Below are 15,854 nucleotides of genomic sequence, written 5' to 3'. Positions count from 1 at the left end.
GCACCATGCCGAAGTTTGCCGCCAACCTTACCATGCTCTTCAACGAGATGCCGTTCCTCGACCGCTTCGCGGCGGCGAAGGCGGCGGGCTTTGCCGGGGTCGAATATCTCTTCCCCTATGAGTTCGACAAGGCGCAGCTGCGCGAGCAGCTCGAGGCCCACGGGCTGACGCAGGTGCTGCACAATCTCCCCGCTGGCAACTGGGCCGGCGGCGAGCGCGGCATTGCGATCCTGCCCGACCGCACCGCCGAATTCCGCGATGGCGTGTTCCGCGCCATTGATTATGCCAAGGCGCTCGATTGCGAGCAGCTCAACTGTCTCGTCGGCATCGCGCCTGTTGATGCCGATCCGCGCGAGCTTCAGGAGACGCTGGTCGGGAATCTGCGTTTTGCGGCTTCGACGCTGGCGCGGGAGAACATCAAGCTGCTGGTCGAGCCCATCAACACGCTCGACATTCCCGGCTTCTTCCTCAACGGCACCGAGCAGGCGGTGCAGCTGATCTCCGAGGTGAGGTCGAACAACCTCTTCATCCAGTACGACATCTACCACATGCAGATCATGGAGGGCGATCTCGCCCGCACCATGCAGGAATACCTGCCTCAGATCGCCCACGTCCAGCTGGCCGACAATCCCGGCCGCCATGAGCCTGGCACCGGCGAGATCAACTATCCCTTCCTGTTCCGCCACCTCGACGCGATCGGCTATCGCGGCTGGATCGGCTGCGAATACAAGCCGCGCACTACCACGCTGGAAGGCCTGTCCTGGCACGCGGCACAGACGTTTGAGACCTGAGGAAACGCAAACATGACCAATATCGGCTTCATCGGACTCGGCACCATGGGGCGGCCGATGGCCGGCCATCTCCTGGCCGCGGGTCATCGCGTTTTCCTGCATGACATTGCGCCGATCGCGCCGGATCTGATGTCCGCGGGCGGCATCGCCTGCACGTCGTCCAGGGAGGTCGCAGAGCAGGCGGACGCGGTCATCATCATGGTGCCGGATACGCCGCATGTGGAGGCCGCGCTGTTCGGCAAGGACGGTGTCGCCAGCGGCATCTCCAAGGGCAAGATCGTCGTCGACATGAGCTCGATCTCGCCGCTGGCGACGAAGGAGTTCGCGAAGAAGATCGAGGCGCTCGGCGCCGACTATCTCGACGCGCCGGTGTCGGGAGGGGAAGTCGGCGCGAAAGCTGCGAGCCTCACCATCATGGTCGGCGGGCCGGAGCGGGCCTTTGGCACCATGAAGCCGATCTTCGACAAGTTGGGCAAGAACGTCACCCACGTCGGCGCCAACGGCGACGGACAGACGACGAAGGTCGCCAACCAGATCATCGTCGCGCTCACCATCGAAGCTGTGAGCGAGGCGCTGTTGTTCGCATCCAAGGCAGGTGCGAATCCCGCGCTGGTGCGCAAGGCGCTGATGGGCGGCTTTGCCTCCTCGCGCATTCTGGAGGTGCATGGCGAGCGCATGGTGAAGCGCAATTTCGATCCGGGCTTCCGCATCGAGCTGCACCAGAAGGATCTCAATCTCGCGCTCGAAGGCGCTCGCTCACTCGGCCTGTCGCTGCCGAGCACGGCCGTGGCGCAGCAATTGTTCTCGTCCTGTACCGCACATGGCGGCAAAGCATGGGATCATTCGGCGATGGTTCGGGCGCTGGAACTGATGGCCGGCCACGAGATCGCAGCTAGCTGAACTGTTACGCCGTAACAGTCTCCAGATGCGGGGTGACTTTCGCCGCAGGGGAACCGGAACAATGATCTGGCCCCGCGGTTGAAGGCGCAGGACAATCACTGGAGACAAAACACCATGAAAACCCGTCTTGCGATTACGTTGGCTGCAGCGTCGCTGCTGGCGTCGAGCGCAGCCTTTGCCCAGTCGACGACCGAACAAGGCGCCAGGGACGGCGCGCGTGCGGGTGGCGACATCGGCGGCCCGATCGGAGCGATGGTCGGCGGCACCGTGGGTGCAGCCGTCGGCGCCGGTCTTGAAATTCCGAATGCGGTCCTGGGCGGAATTCCGCGCAGCGACTCCGTCGTAGTCCACGAGCGCGTCGTGGTCGGCGAGCCCCTGCCACCCACCGTGGTGCTCCGCCCGGTGCCGAATTACACCGAGTATCGCTATGCGGTCGTGAACGATCGCCGCGTGATCGTCGAGCCGCGCACGCGCCGCGTGGTCAAGATCATCGACTGATCGACGCAATCCTCTGTGCTGAGCAGGGCCCTGCGGAGTGTCACTCCGCGGGGCCTTCGCTTGCCACGGCGGAGCTGGTGCAAAAGCGCGAGAGCAGCCGGTCGGCCGTGGCGGCAAGCGCAAAGCCGAGGCAGGCGGTGGCGGCGTCGACCAGATAATCCTCCAGCCGCGCATGGCGGCCGGGTGCCCAAAATTGCATCAGCTCGAGCACGCCGATCAGGATGACCGCAGCCGCCGCAATCAGCAGACGCCGGCGTGGATAGGCGAGGCCGAAGGCCAACCCCACCATGATGAAGGCAAGCGCATGTTCGCCGTCCTGACCGAGGGTGGAATGGGGGCGAAGGCCGGGAGGACCGAGAGTGGCGAACGTAACGGCAGCGGCGAGCAGCCAGGCAAAGGTACGAATGAAAAGCGACATCTGGGTCGCTTAGCACGAATTTGGTCGGGTTGTCGCGAGGCTCGTATCAGATCGCCGTGTAGTTAATGACAAAATGTTAAAGCGGATCGCGCACGCCAAGGCCATGCATGAAACGTTCCCGGATCTGCACGGGGTCACGGCGGGTGGTGCCCACGCCAGGCTTGTCGTCGATCCTGACCGCGATCAGGCTGGGCTCGGAGGCCGCCATCGCATCGTCGACCAGCCGCTCGAAATCCTCCTCGTCCGCGGCCCAGGCGCTGCTCGCAAGACCAGAGCCGATGGCGATGGCGACGATGTCGGCGACGCTGGCTGCCGGTGTCGGCTGCGCGCCGGTGATCTGGTAGATGCCGTTGTCCATCACGATCATCGTGAGGTTTTTTGGCTTCAGAGCCGCGATCGTCGAGAGCGCGCCGAGCTGCATCAATAGCGAGCCGTCGCCTTCGAGCGCGAAGACGCGGCGGTCGGGCTGTGCCAGCGCCACGCCGAGCGCGATCGGGAAGGCGAGGCCCATGCTGCCCAGCATGTAGAAATTCTGCGGCCGGTGGCCGGCGGCCCAGAGGTCGAAATTGGTGTTGCCGATGCCGCCGATCACGGCTTCCTCGTGCTCGAGCTTTGCGATCAGCCGCGAGGTCACGTCGAACCGGTTCATCACCTTGGTATTGCCAGTGTTCATCGCCGGCCTCACTTGTCGAAGACCTTGCCGCCCGTGAGCAGCGGGTTGAGGATCAATGCCACCGGCGCCTGCGTGGTGACGGCCTGCCTGATCGAGCGGTCGGTGATGAATTCGAGCTCGTCGAGCCGGGTGATGGTGTGGTGCTCCAGCGCCAGCGAATCCAGCACCGGTCGCATGGTGCGGCAGACCAGCGACTGGCCGTAGTTGAACTCGCCGAGCGTGCCGCGCTCGGAGACGAACATGATCAGCGGAATCTGGTAGGGCACCGCGAGCGAGGCCAGCACGTTGGCGAGCGTGGCAAAGCCGGAGGTCTGCATCAGCACCGCGCCGCGCCGTCCGCCCATCCAGGCGCCGGAGACGATGCCGACGGCCTCTTCCTCGCGGGCGGTCGCGAAGGTGGTGAAGAAGGGATCGGCGTGCAGGTTCTTGATCAGCGGCGTAAGCACGCGGTCAGGCACGTAAGGAATCAGGCTGATCTCGTTCCGCTTCAACGTTTGCAGGACGATGCCGTGCCAGCTTCCGTCGCGGCTCCCCTGCGTCTGCTGTTCCGCAATCGCCATTGCGCTCTCCCTGCGGCCGCACATGCTTCTTGGTTCTGACCGTCGCGGCAGTTCTGCCGAACTTGACGCGAACGGCGGGATTGTCAACATGTCCGAGCCGTCACCATGATCTGCGCCAGCAGGCCTGCCGTGGCCGGCACCGCCATGGCATAAGCGGCGACAACCAGAACACGGGAGGGGCACGGGCGGGCGCGCATCGCGCTGACCTTGCGGCTCTCCCTCGCAAGAGCCGGAAGGGTCCTGATGTCCGTCAACAACAAGCGTGTCGTCTACTCCAATTATTTGGCCAATCCGATCTATATCGACATCCTGAAGGCGCGGCCCGACGTGCGGCTCGATCGCATCGAGAACGCAAGCCCCGAGGACGTCTATGGGCCGCTCCTTGGCGCTGCCCACGTCTACCAGGTCGGTGCCGCCCGCGATGAGCTCGCCCCGCATTTCCATGTCGATGCCGCCTTCCTGAAGCGCACGCCGAACTTGCTGCTGGTCTCCAGCAACGGTGCCGGCTTCGACCCGGTCGACGTCGAGGCCTGCACGGCCGCCGGGGTCGTGGTCGTCAACCAGTCCGGCGGCAATGCCCATTCGGTCGCAGAGCACGCGCTGGCGATGATGCTGACGCTGTCCAAGCGCATCATCCAGTCGGATCGCCGGCTGCGCCGCGAGCGCGACGTCAACCGCAACGATCTCGTCGGCAACGAGGTCGAGCACAAGACCGTCGGCATCATCGGCCTCGGCAATGTCGGCCGGCGCATCGCCGCATTGTGCAAGGGCCTGCTCGGCATGACGGTGCTGGCCTACGATCCCTATTTGTCGGCCGAGGTGATGGCCGAGCGGGGCGGGGAGAAGGTCGAGCTCGACGAGCTCTTGCGCCGTGCCGATTTCGTCTCGATTTCCTGCCCTCTCAACAAAGGCAGCCGCAACATGATCAGCACGCGCGAATTCGCGCTGATGCAGCCGCATGCCTATTTCATCACCACTGCGCGCGGCTTCATCCACGACGAGGATGCGCTGCTGCAGGCACTGCGCGACAAGCGCATCGCCGGTGCCGGTCTCGACGTCTGGTCCAAGGAGCCGCCGCCGCCGGAGCATCCGCTGCTCCAGCTCGACAACGTGCTGGCGAGCCCACACACCGCTGGCGTCACCATCGAGGCGCGCCAGAATATGGGCCGGATCGCCGCCGAGCAGGTGCTGGATGTGCTCGACGGCAAGCGCCCGCCGCGCATCATCAACCCCGAAGCCTGGCCGCGCTATGCGGAACGCTTCAAGCAGGCCTTCGGGGTGACGCCGGGGTAGGGGCGCACCAAGCGCTCTGGATGATGGCCGGGAACTGAGCCCCGGCCTTGATCCGCGTCAAAATCTCCTTTCCCCGTCCGGCCTAAATGGGACTAGAGTGCCGGCGGGCAGGCAGGGAGGTCCCATGTCAACTTATGTCGTCAGGTTCATGAAGGACGTGCTCGGCGAATACGGCCGGCAGTGCGAGGTCTGCCAGGGCACGCTCGAGATCGACGCCGCCGACGAGGACGAGGCCAGGGAACGTGCGAAAGCGAGGTTCTGCAAGGACCAGGCGTTGCATCACTGGTCGCTGCATGCCGACCGCATCCATGTCAAAGCGGCCGACTTCCCGTCGTAGGGCCTAACGCCCGGGTGCCGTGACAGGCGGGGGCGTCGTCGTCCCCGCGCCGAGCGAGCGTTGCACCATGACGGTGTCGGACCAGCGGCCGTGGCGATAGGCAACGCCGCTGAGCAGGCCGGCGCGCGCGAAGCCAAACCGCTCGTGCAGCGCCAGCGAGGGCGCGTTGTCGGCATCGATATAGCCGATCATCTGGCGAAAGCCGGCCGCCGCGCAGGTGTCGATCAATTCTTGCAGCAACAGCCGTCCGACCCCGCGGCCGAGATGGGCGTGGTGGACATAGATCGAGTGCTTGGCGGCGTAGCGATAGGCCGGCCGCTTGCGGAATAGCACGGCATAGGCATAGCCGACGACCTCGCCGCGCCAGGTCGCGACCAGATGCGGCAGGCGGGTCTGCTTCAGGTTCTTGCGCCGGTCGCGCAGATCGTCCGGCTCCGGCGCACCGGTTCCCTCGACATCGCGCGGCACGCCGTTGCGGACGTGATGGCGATAGATGGCCAGCATCGCCTCGACGTCGCTCTCGCGTGAGGTGCGGACCAGGACCGCTTCGTCGCTCGCGCGCGCAGCTGTCTCGTTCATCGGCACCTACTCGGTCACGACATAAGTGTAGAGCCCGATGCGCCCGTTCGCGTCGACCTCCTTGTAGACGCCCTGGATCTCGACGTCGAAGCCCGGGAATGTGTTGAAGCAGGTCTCGAACATCTTGAGATAATCGATCATGGGCTTGGCCCGTTCCGTCAGTCGCTCGCCGGGCACGATGGTGGCAATGCCGGGCGGGTAGACCACGAAGGGCGTGGTCGCGATGCGGCCGGCGATCGCCTCGATCGGGAGGTAGTCGACGTCGTTCTTGAACAGATAGCGAGCGGCATCGCGGGGCGACATCGCGATCTCGGGCATATGCTCGGGCATGAACTGCCGGGCCTGGAGCGCGCTGACATCGGCGGCGCGGAAGAAACGGTGCATCTCGCCGCAGAGGTCGCGCAGCCGCGCGCCGGCGTAGCGCGCCTGCCGCCGCTGATAGAATTCGGGGATGACATCGGCCAGCAGCGCATTGTCGTCATGCAGCCTCTTGAAAGCGACGAGGCCGGAGATCAGCGTGCCCGCTTTGCTCGCCTCGACGCCGGGCGTCAGCAGGAAAAGCAGGGAGTTGAGGTCGTTCTTTTCGGGGACGATGCGGTTCTCGCGCAGATATTGCGCGACGACCGGCGCGGGAATGCCGTGCTCGGCATAGGCCCCAGTCGCACGATCGAATCCGGGGGTGAGCAGCGTCAGCTTGTTCGGATCGGTCATGGCAAAGCCTTCCGCGAGATCGGGAAAGCCGTGCCAGTTGGTATCCGGAGAGAGCTGCCATAGGGCGGGATTGGTGGCGAGCTCGTCGGTCGAGAGGGTCTCCCAGGCGACGTTATGCGCCGCGCCGGGGCGGCTGACATCGGCAATGGCGACGCGATCGGGAACGAACGGCTCGAAGAACCAGCGGCGATCCGGATTCTGCTCCTTCTCCTCGAACTCCCGGCGCATCGCCCGGATCTTCTTGCGCAGCTCGATGCCGAGCCGGATCGTGTCGTCCCACAGCACTTCGCCGGAGCGGCCCTTCATCATCTGCGCGCCGACGTCGAGCGAGGCGAACAGCGGGTAGAACGGCGAAGTCGAGGCGTGCTGCATGAAGCTCTCGTTGAAACGGCGATGCTCGACGCGACGCTTCTGGCCGCGGATGTGGCGGTCCTTGATGTGGATCTGCGAGGCCTGCGAGAAGCTGGCGAGCTGCTTATGGGTCGATTGCGTCGCGATGATGCCCGGCGCTTCAGGGGCCAGGTTCGCAAGCCCCATGGCGAAGCGGCCGGAATAGAGCGGGTGGAATTTCATGAAGCCGGCCCAGGCCTCGTCGAACAGGATGTAGTCGCAGAGATGGCCGATGCGCTTGATGATCATCTCGGCGCTGTGGATCGAGCCGTCATAGGTGCACTGCTCGACCACGGCGACGCGGAACGGCCGCTCCTTGCGCCAGGCATCGCGATCCTTCACGAGGGGATGGTTGCGGATCGCCTCGCGCAGGGCCTTCTCGTCGAGCCTGTCCCAGCGCATCGGGCCGATCAGCCCCCAGGCGTTGCGGACGGTCGGCACATAGACCGGGATGCCGCCATTGATCATCAGCGCGCCGTGATGGGCGGCCTTGTGGTTGTTGCGGTCGAACAGCACGAGGTCGCCGTCGGTGACGAGGGCGCCCAGCGCGACCTTGTTCGAAGTCGAGGTGCCGTTGAGCACGAAATAGGTCTTTTCCGCGCCGAAGATCGCCGCCGCTTCCTTCTGCGCCTTCAGCGCCGGGCCCTCATGGGTGAGGAGGTCGCCGAGGTCGAGCACGGAATTGTCGAGGTCGTCGCGGAACACGGATTCGCCGAGATGCTCGACGAACACGCGCCCGATCGGGCTGCGATTGTAGAACACGCCGCCATTGTGGCCCGGGCAGGTCCAGAGCTGGTTGCCTTCCTCGGCATAGTCGACCAGCGCGCCGAAGAAGGGCGTCTTCAGCGTCTCGGCATATTGCTTGAGCCGGCTGATCAGGTTCTTGGCGATGAAGGTCGGCGTCTCCTCGGAGAGGAAGACATAGCCGTCGATGAAGTCGAGCACTTCGACCGGCAGGTCCTCGAACCGCTTGCGACGGATCAGGAGAATGATTGGGAAGTCGAGGCCGCGGCGGCGCATCAGGTTGATCAGCGCCGAGGTTTTGCCCTCAAGCCCCTTCTTGCCCCAGTCCACCACCATGCAGCCGATCGCGGCATCGGTCTGCACCGCCATCTCGGCATCCTCCAGCTTGCGGGCGCGGACTACCTCGAAGCCGGAGCGTTGGATTTCCTCGATGATCTGGTTGAAGCGGACGCCTTCGAGATCGTCGGCGTCGAACACAGGTGCGGCGAACAGGAAGTTGAAGCGTTTGAAATAGTCCATGTCGGATCCCGAATGTGCAGGAAGATACAGCTCTCGACACATTCGATGACATTTGGATGACATGCCCGAGTGCTGCGACAGGGTTAGCCTGCCGCCTCACTCCAGCAGCTTGTCCAGCGTAATCGGGAAGCGCCGGATGCGCTTGCCGGTGGCATGATAGACGGCGTTCGCAATCGCGGCCGGCACGCCGACGGTGCCGATTTCGCCAAGCCCCTTGATGCCCAACCGGTTGATGCGGTCGTCGGGCTCGTCGACGAAAATGACGTCAATGTCGTGGACGTCGGCGTTCACGGGAATGTGGTATTCGGCGATGTTCGCGTTCATGATGCGGCCGAAGCGGTGATCCATCACCGTCTCCTCGTGCAGCGCCATTCCAATTCCCCAGACTACCCCGCCCATGATCTGGCTGCGGCCCGTCTTGGTGTTCAGGATGCGTCCAGCCGCGACCGCACTCACGACCCGGGTGACGCGAATGACGCCGAGCTCTTCATCGATCTTGACCTCGACGAACACGGCCGAATGGGTGTTGCGCGCGTGCGACTTGTCCTCGGGGAACTCGTTCAGCTTCTCCTTCTCGATCCGCTCGACCTGGCCATGGCGCATCGCATCAGCAATCGAAACTGAGCGGCTGCGGTCGGCGGCCTTAGCAACCGTGCCGTCGAGGAGAATGATGTCTGGCACATCGACCCCGGCAAGCGGCGAGGCAGGCATCGCCTTGGCGTATCGCGCGAGCTCGCGGCGAATCTCTTCGGCTGCTCCCAGCACGGCGTGCGCGCTCGAGGCGGCCATCCATGAGCCGCCTTCCACCGGTGCCTGCGGCAGGCTCGAGTCCGCGAGCTTGACGCTGATGTTCTCGATCGGCAGCCCGAGGGCATCGGCCGCGACCTGCGCCACGATGGTGTAGGTGCCGGTGCCGATATCGGACGCGGCGCAGGAGACCTCGGCATGGCCGTTGGCCGTCAGCACGATGCGGACGGCGACCGGCATCTGCAGCGCTTCCCATACACCTGTCGCCATGCCCCAGCCGACCAGTTCCTTGCCGTCGCGCATGGAGCGCGGTGCCGGATTGCGCCTGCTCCAGCCGAACGCCTCCGCGCCGCGCGCATAGCATTCGCGCAACTGCTTGCTGGTGTAAGGGAGGTCTTCGGTCTGGTCGCGATCCGAATAGCACTTCAGGCGCAATTCGAGCGGATCGAGCTTCAGCGCGACGGACAATTCGTCCATGGCGCATTCGAGCGCGCACACGCCCGTTGCCGCACCCGGTGCGCGCATGTCGCAGGGCGTCGAGACGTCGAGGTCGACCAGCTTGTGGGAATAGTGGCTGTTGGGGCTCTTGTAGAGCTGCTCGGCCCAGCCGGTGTCATTGCGAGAGAAATCCTCGTAGCGGGAGGTCACGGCAATCGCTTCGTGGCTGACCGCATCGAGGGTGCCGTCCGGCTTTGCGCCGAGCGCAAGGCGCTCGATTGTCATGGGGCGATAGCCCAGGCCATACATCTGCTGCCGCGTCAGCACCACGCGAACAGATCGCTTCAGTGCGAGCGCGGCAAGGGTTGCCAGCACGACCTGGTGTTGCGGCCGCAGGCCTGAGCCGAAGGCGCCGCCGACGTACGGCGAGATCACGCGGATGTCGTCGGGCTTCTTGCCGAAAACGCCGCAGAGAAACTTCTGGACGTTCTGGACGCCTTGCGTCTTGTCGTAGACCGTAAGCCCGCCACTGCCGTCCCAGACCGCCGTCGTCGCATAGAGCTCCATCGGATTGTGGTGCTCGCTCGGGATGACGTAGTCCGCCTCGTGGCGCACGGCCGCGCGCGTCAGGGCTGCTGCCGCATCACCACGCGGCTTGTGCGGCTGATCCACTTTGGAAGCCTTGCCGCGTTCGGATTCGAGATCGGTCGCAAACGCCTCCTGCTCATATTCGACGCGAACACGGGTTGCGGCGAACTTGGCGGTCTCCCAGTCCTCCGCGACGACCAGTGCGATCGGCTGGCCGTTGAACTTGATCCTGTCGTCATAGAGCGGACGGAAGGGCGAGCCCTTCTCCGGCGCCACCTCATCCTTCCAGGCTTCGTCCTTGTCGGCGAGGGGCGGCCGATGTGCATGGGTGAGCACGTCGACCACGCCCTTCACCTTCAGAGCCTCGCTGGTGTCAAGACGAGCGATGCGCCCGCGCGCGATGGCGGCCTCGACAACGAAGCCGTGAAGAAGACCTTCTGCTGCGAATTCGCCGGCATATTTGGCGGCCCCGGTGACCTTGGCCCGGCCGTCGACGCGCGACGTTGGTGTTCCGACATAGGCGTTCATCGGGACCTCATGCGATCTTCTTGTAAGCTTGTGACTGCGGCGTGGCGCTTGCGGCCTGCATCAGCGCCCGCAGGACGGCTCGGCGCGCCAGCTCGATTTTGAATCCATTATGGGAGCGGGCAGTCGCTCCCTGCAGCAGCAGATCGGCAGCGCGCCCGAAATGATCCGGTGTTGCCGCCTGGCCGCGCAATGCGGCTTCGGCCTCGAGGCTTCGCCAGGGCTTGTGAGCCACGCCGCCCAGCGCAAGGCGCGCTTCGCCGATTGCGTTGCCCTCCAGTTCGAGCGCGGCCGCGACGGAGACCAGAGCAAAGGCGTAGGAGAGCCGGTCGCGGATCTTCAGATAGCTGTAGTTCCGGGCAAAGCCGTGCGGCGGCAGCTCGATGGCGGTAATGATCTCGCCGCTGCCGAGATTGGTATCGAGATGAGGCTTGTCATCGGGAAGCCGATGGAAATCCGTCAGCGCGATGGTGCGCTGCCCCGAGGGGCCTGCGATGTGCACGAGCGCGCCGAGCGCGGCCAGCGCCACGCTCATGTCGGATGGATTGGTCGCGATGCAGGACGTGCTGGTGCCGAGGATGGCGTGGTTGCGGTTGAGGCCGTCGATGGCCGAGCAGCCCGTGCCGGGGGTTCGCTTGTTGCACGGCGTCGTGGTGTCATAGAAGTAGGGGCAGCGCGTTCGTTGCATCAGATTGCCGCCGACCGAGGCCATGTTGCGCAATTGCGCGGAGGCGCCGGCCAGGATGGCGCTGGCAAGCAGGGGATAGCGCTGCTCGATCAACGGATGGTAGGCGAGGTCCGAATTCGGCACCAAGGCGCCGATACGCAGGCCGCCGTCGGCGGTCTCCGCGAAGTCGCGGAGCGGCAAGCGGGAAATGTCGATCAGCCGGGAGGGCTGTTCGACATTCTCCTTCATCAGGTCGATCAGGTTGGTGCCGCCGGCAATCAGCTTCGCGCCGGGATCGGCGGCGAGCAGGCGGATGGCGTCGGCCACATCGCTTGCGCGGGAATATTGGAAGTTGTTCATGACCGGCTCATTGCCTGCTCGATCGCAGCCACGATGTTGGGGTAGGCACCGCAGCGACAGAGGTTTCCGCTCATCAGCTCCCGGATCTCGTCCGCATCGCGCGCACGGCCTTCGGCCAACAGGCCCGCGGCGGAGCAAATCTGTCCCGGCGTGCAATAGCCGCACTGAAAGGCATCGTGGTCGATGAAGGCCTGTTGCAGGGGATGCAGCGCGCCGTCCGCGGCCAAGCCTTCGATCGTCGTGATCTCAGCGCCATCCTTCATGACGGCGAGGGTGAGACAGGAATTGACCCGTCTTCCGTCGACCAGCACGGTACAGGCACCGCATTGGCCGTGATCGCAGCCTTTCTTGCTGCCGGTCAGCTCCAGGCGATCACGCAGCGCATCCAGAAGCGTGGTCCAAGGCACGACTTCGAGCGCGTACCTTTCGCCATTAACGACGAGGTTGATCGGAATGCGTTCGGGGATCGTAAGGTCGGCCATGGTCGGTTTCCCTGCGGAAAGGCCGAGTCGGGCAAATTGGGCAAGTGACGCGAGAATGCGTTGCCGCCGCTGGCCAATAGCGCCCAACGGATGAGGAGTTGCTTGGTTCCTGACCGGTTCTCCCGATCTGGATCGACGAGATCAGCGCTTCGTCTCGCCGAACACGACGGTCGGCACCGCGCGGTTAACGATCTCGCGCAGCGCGAAGCTCGATTGCACCCGCGCCACGCGTGGCAGGCGGGACAGCTCGGTGCGATGGATGCGCTCGAAATCCTGGATGTCGCGGGCGAGCACGATGAGGATGTAGTCGTCCGTCCCCGACATCAGGAAGCAGCGCACGACAGAGGGACATTTCGTCACCTCTGCCTCGAATGCCTTCAGCGCCTCGTCGCTCTGGCTTTCCAGCGCGATGCGAACCAGCACCGTGGTGGTGAGGCCGAACTGGCCGAGGTCGAGCGCGGCCTGGTAAGCCTGGATGTAGCCGTCATCCTCCAGCGCCTTCTGCCGCCGCGCCAGCGCCGTGCTCGACAAGCCGATCTTGTTGGCAAGCTCGGTGTGGCTGGCTCGCGCATTGGTCGTGAGTTCCGCGAGGATGGCGAGGTCTTTCCGGTCGAGGGCCAAGGTTTCGTTTCCAGCGCCAAAGGACGTTTTCGCGCCTGAAACCGGCGCGGGTGCCGCCAAGGTAGCGGATATTTGCACGAAACCAAACCGACGCTCTCGCTACGATCAACAATGGAATCAAAGCATTGGCGAAGGAGAGCAAGATGCGCGTCGGGGTGCCGAAGGAGATCAAGGTGCAGGAATATCGCGTCGGGCTCACCCCAGGGGCGGTCCGCGAATATGTCGCCGCCGGGCACCAGGTAATGGTCGAGAGCGGCGCCGGCAGCGGCATCGGTGCGTCCGACGAGGTGTACCGGCGGGCTGGGGCGTCCATTGCCGAGACGGCTCGCGAGATCTTTGCAAAGTCCGACATGATCGTGAAGGTGAAGGAGCCGCAGAAGAGCGAATGGGCTCAGCTTCGCGAAGGCCAGATCCTTTTTACCTATCTTCATCTTGCGCCGGATCCCGAGCAGGCCAAGGGCCTGCTTGCTTCCGGCTGCACCGCAATCGCCTATGAAACCGTCACGGACGCGAGTGGTCACCTCCCGCTGCTCGCCCCGATGAGCGAAGTCGCCGGCCGCCTCGCCATCGAGGCCGCCGGCGCCGCCCTCAAGCGCTCGGCCGGCGGCCGCGGTCTGCTGCTGGGCGGCGTGCCCGGCGTGCAGCCGGCTCGCGTCGTCGTCCTCGGCGGCGGCGTGGTCGGAATGCAGGCGGCGCGCATGGCGGCCGGCTTAGGTGCCGAAGTCACCGTGATCGACCGCTCGATTCCGCGCCTGCGCGAACTGGACGATCTCTTCGTCGGACGCGTGCGCACCCGCTTCTCCACCATCGAGGCGGTCGAGGACGAGGTGTTCGCCGCCGACGTCGTCATCGGTGCAGTGCTGGTGCCCGGCGCCAGCGCGCCGAAGCTCGTCACGCGCGCGATGCTGAAATCGATGCGGCCGGGAGCCGTGCTGGTCGACGTCGCGATCGACCAGGGCGGCTGCTTCGAGACCTCGCACCCGACCACGCACGCGGAGCCGACCTACGAGGTCGACGGCGTCGTGCACTATTGCGTCGCCAACATGCCGGGAGCGGTGCCGGTGACCTCGAGCCAGGCCCTGAACAACGCGACGCTGCCGTTCGGCCTGATGCTCGCGAACAAGGGCTTTGCGGCGGTCCTGGAGAATCCGCATCTGCGCAACGGGCTCAACGTGCATCGCGGCCGGGTGACGAACAAGGCGGTGGCGGAGAGTCTGGGGCTGGAGTTTGCGCCAGTAGAGAGCGGGCTGGCGGCTTAGCGAGATGGGCTACCGCCAATGCGGTGCCATCAACCGACTGGAAGATGGCGCTGCCGCCTTGCCCCGGGCCGGGAATCCCAGCGCGGGAAGGGCGTTGTGACTGGAGTGGCGGTATCCAAATCGGCGGGAAGAAGAAAACTATTGCCGCGGTCCTGTCACGAGGAAGGAGTTTCCCCTTACGAGGGCAAAAACGCCAATCGCTTCCATTGCTGTTTGGAGCCGAAACGACGACATTTGCGCCAGAAATTGGTGGATCGGCAGCCATGGAACGCACTGGATTTGAGCCCTTCGGCGAGCAACTGGTGTCCGCAACGGACACACAGCCGAAGTCGCGTGCGTCGAAGCTCCTGCTGCGGGCCGGCACCACCCTGTTCTGGTCGCTGGTCGCCGGCATCGTGCTGGCCCGTGCCGCCTTCTTCGAGCCGGGCATCTACGACGGCTTCAGCCGCGTCGCCTCGCTGGCCAAGAACCTGATCTTCTGAGGCCGCTTATTCCGGGCCGAGGACAGAACTTCTCTCGGTCCTGATATGTCGAAAACATATTTCCCAATTGGGTCGCACTGCGTATAAATCTTTCTCCTTCGGGAGAGATTTGTGTCGCAGAATCAAGCATCCAGCCCGGCCGATTCCAAGCCGGCCACCGCCGCGAGCCGTATTGCGGCGCTGATTCCGGGCATTCTCCTCTGTATCGCTGTAGCCGGTGTGTCGGCCCTGCTCGAGCGGGCCGAATTGGGCGTGTTCGAGCATCCCTATGTCGAGGCGCTGGTCATGGCGATCCTGCTCGGCATGGCGGTGCGCAGCTTCTGGAAGCCGGCCCCGCGCTGGCAGGCGGGCATCGCCTTCAGCGCCAAGCAGCTGCTCGAGGTCGCGGTCATGCTGCTCGGGGCCTCCATCAGCTTCGCTGCGATCGCGGCTTCCGGCATTGCGCTGCTCGCCTCCATTGCCGCGGTCGTCGTGGTCGCGCTCTGCGTCTCCTTCGGCCTCAGCCGGCTGCTCGGCCTGTCGACGCGGCTGTCGATCCTGATCGCCTGCGGCAACTCGATCTGCGGCAATTCCGCCATCGCCGCGGTGGCCCCCATCATCGGCGCAAGCAACGACGAGATTGCATCCTCGATCTCCTTCACGGCGATTCTTGGCGTGATGATGGTGCTGGGCCTGCCGCTGCTGATCCCGCTGCTGCAATTGTCCGCAACGCAGTACGGCATCCTCGCCGGGCTCACCGTCTACGCGGTGCCGCAGGTGCTTGCCGCCACGGTGCCGGCAGGCCTCGTCTCGACCCAGATCGGCACGCTGGTGAAGCTGATGCGCGTCCTGATGCTCGGGCCGGTCGTTGTCGGCCTGTCGCTGGTCGCCTCGCGCTGGCAGAGCGATGCCCGGAAGACCAGCGTCGGCTTCTTCCGCCTGGTCCCCTGGTTCATCCTCGGCTTCCTTGCGCTTGCGACCCTGCGCTCGCTGGAGATCGTGCCGGCCACGGTGGTCGGCCCCGTGACGAAGATCACCGGCTTTCTCACGGTGGTCTCGATGGCAGCCCTCGGCCTTGGCGTCGACGTGCGCGTGCTCGCCAATGTCGGCGGCCGGGTGACGGCCGCCGTGACGCTGTCGCTGATGCTGCTGCTGGGGATCAGCATCGCACTGGTGCACTGGTTCAAATGATCATGGCATAGGGTGGGCAGAGGCGCGTAAGCGCCGTGCCCACCAGTTCTATAACAGACGGAGAATGGTGGGCACGCTTTCGCTTTGCCCACCTACGAGACC

Annotated in this window: 17 protein-coding genes; 8 read left to right on the top strand and 9 right to left on the bottom strand. The window is 64.9% G+C overall.

Features of this window, described 5'->3' with window-relative positions; all coding sequences use genetic code 11:
* Positions 1 to 5: 5 nt before the first annotated feature.
* From hyi to ACNJYD_RS25540, 3 genes are all read left to right on the top strand, one after another.
* The gene (hyi, locus tag ACNJYD_RS25550) at positions 6 to 791 is read left to right on the top strand and encodes a hydroxypyruvate isomerase (RefSeq protein ID WP_439363693.1); all 786 of its coding nucleotides are present in this window, start codon (positions 6 to 8) and stop codon (positions 789 to 791) included.
* A gap of 12 nt (positions 792 to 803) precedes the next feature.
* Positions 804 to 1,691, top strand: coding sequence for a 2-hydroxy-3-oxopropionate reductase (locus tag ACNJYD_RS25545; protein ID WP_172784291.1), 888 nt, complete (start codon positions 804 to 806; stop codon positions 1,689 to 1,691).
* A 114-nt stretch (positions 1,692 to 1,805) separates the two neighbouring features.
* Positions 1,806 to 2,189 carry a DUF1236 domain-containing protein gene (locus ACNJYD_RS25540; RefSeq protein WP_172784292.1) on the top strand — a complete coding sequence of 128 codons (384 nt, stop codon included), beginning with the start codon at positions 1,806 to 1,808 and terminating at the stop codon, positions 2,187 to 2,189.
* A gap of 40 nt (positions 2,190 to 2,229) precedes the next feature.
* Here ACNJYD_RS25540 and ACNJYD_RS25535 read toward each other — a convergent pair whose 3' ends face one another.
* The 3 genes from ACNJYD_RS25535 to ACNJYD_RS25525 form a co-directional block, all read right to left on the bottom strand.
* Positions 2,230 to 2,607 carry a VanZ family protein gene (locus tag ACNJYD_RS25535; RefSeq protein ID WP_439363692.1) on the bottom strand — a complete coding sequence of 126 codons (378 nt, stop codon included), beginning with the start codon at positions 2,605 to 2,607 and terminating at the stop codon, positions 2,230 to 2,232.
* A 76-nt stretch (positions 2,608 to 2,683) separates the two neighbouring features.
* Positions 2,684 to 3,280: a thiamine pyrophosphate-dependent enzyme gene (locus ACNJYD_RS25530; RefSeq protein ID WP_212256880.1), complete on the bottom strand. Its 597-nt coding sequence runs from the start codon at positions 3,278 to 3,280 to the stop codon at positions 2,684 to 2,686.
* A gap of 8 nt (positions 3,281 to 3,288) precedes the next feature.
* Positions 3,289 to 3,840, bottom strand: coding sequence for a thiamine pyrophosphate-binding protein (locus tag ACNJYD_RS25525; protein WP_212256879.1), 552 nt, complete (start codon positions 3,838 to 3,840; stop codon positions 3,289 to 3,291).
* Positions 3,841 to 4,083: 243 nt separating this feature from the next.
* On the opposite strand from ACNJYD_RS25525, the gene ACNJYD_RS25520 reads away from it, so the two are divergent.
* Positions 4,084 to 5,133, top strand: a complete 1,050-nt coding sequence (locus tag ACNJYD_RS25520) for a hydroxyacid dehydrogenase (RefSeq protein WP_172784296.1) — start codon at positions 4,084 to 4,086, stop codon at positions 5,131 to 5,133.
* A 124-nt stretch (positions 5,134 to 5,257) separates the two neighbouring features.
* On the top strand, positions 5,258 to 5,470 hold the full coding sequence (locus ACNJYD_RS25515) for a hypothetical protein (RefSeq protein WP_212256877.1): 213 nt from the start codon (positions 5,258 to 5,260) through the stop codon (positions 5,468 to 5,470).
* A gap of 3 nt (positions 5,471 to 5,473) precedes the next feature.
* On the opposite strand, the gene ACNJYD_RS25510 is transcribed toward ACNJYD_RS25515, so the two are convergent.
* The 6 genes from ACNJYD_RS25510 to ACNJYD_RS25485 form a co-directional block, all read right to left on the bottom strand.
* On the bottom strand, positions 5,474 to 6,049 hold the full coding sequence (locus tag ACNJYD_RS25510; protein ID WP_439363691.1) for a GNAT family N-acetyltransferase: 576 nt from the start codon (positions 6,047 to 6,049) through the stop codon (positions 5,474 to 5,476).
* A 6-nt stretch (positions 6,050 to 6,055) separates the two neighbouring features.
* A complete protein-coding gene (locus ACNJYD_RS25505; protein WP_439363690.1) occupies positions 6,056 to 8,413 on the bottom strand; it encodes an Orn/Lys/Arg decarboxylase N-terminal domain-containing protein in 2,358 nt (785 codons plus the stop codon).
* 96 nt (positions 8,414 to 8,509) lie between these two features.
* On the bottom strand, positions 8,510 to 10,714 hold the full coding sequence (locus ACNJYD_RS25500) for a xanthine dehydrogenase family protein molybdopterin-binding subunit (RefSeq protein WP_439363689.1): 2,205 nt from the start codon (positions 10,712 to 10,714) through the stop codon (positions 8,510 to 8,512).
* 7 nt (positions 10,715 to 10,721) lie between these two features.
* Entirely contained in the window at positions 10,722 to 11,738 is a 1,017-nt protein-coding gene (locus tag ACNJYD_RS25495; protein WP_212256874.1) for an FAD binding domain-containing protein, read from the bottom strand.
* On the bottom strand, positions 11,735 to 12,220 hold the full coding sequence (locus tag ACNJYD_RS25490) for a (2Fe-2S)-binding protein (protein ID WP_212256994.1): 486 nt from the start codon (positions 12,218 to 12,220) through the stop codon (positions 11,735 to 11,737). Before ACNJYD_RS25490 ends, ACNJYD_RS25495 begins: the two co-directional genes overlap by 4 nt.
* Positions 12,221 to 12,361: 141 nt before the next feature.
* Positions 12,362 to 12,841 carry an Lrp/AsnC family transcriptional regulator gene (locus tag ACNJYD_RS25485; protein ID WP_036035057.1) on the bottom strand — a complete coding sequence of 160 codons (480 nt, stop codon included), beginning with the start codon at positions 12,839 to 12,841 and terminating at the stop codon, positions 12,362 to 12,364.
* A gap of 143 nt (positions 12,842 to 12,984) precedes the next feature.
* Between ACNJYD_RS25485 and ald the strand changes: the two genes are divergently transcribed.
* From ald to ACNJYD_RS25470, 3 genes are all read left to right on the top strand, one after another.
* Positions 12,985 to 14,100: an alanine dehydrogenase gene (gene ald / locus ACNJYD_RS25480; protein ID WP_172784302.1), complete on the top strand. Its 1,116-nt coding sequence runs from the start codon at positions 12,985 to 12,987 to the stop codon at positions 14,098 to 14,100.
* Positions 14,101 to 14,363: 263 nt separating this feature from the next.
* A complete protein-coding gene (locus tag ACNJYD_RS25475; protein ID WP_027546306.1) occupies positions 14,364 to 14,582 on the top strand; it encodes a hypothetical protein in 219 nt (72 codons plus the stop codon).
* A 111-nt stretch (positions 14,583 to 14,693) separates the two neighbouring features.
* On the top strand, positions 14,694 to 15,752 hold the full coding sequence (locus ACNJYD_RS25470; protein ID WP_172784303.1) for a YeiH family protein: 1,059 nt from the start codon (positions 14,694 to 14,696) through the stop codon (positions 15,750 to 15,752).
* The last annotated feature ends 102 nt before the right edge of the window (positions 15,753 to 15,854 follow it).

The sequence above is a fragment of the Bradyrhizobium sp. SPXBL-02 genome (assembly GCF_051853065.1).
In the GTDB taxonomy this organism is placed as follows: Bacteria; Pseudomonadota; Alphaproteobacteria; order Rhizobiales; family Xanthobacteraceae; genus Bradyrhizobium.
The sequence above is the reverse complement of the archived record's forward strand: the minus strand, read 5'-3'. Positions and strand labels throughout refer to the sequence as shown.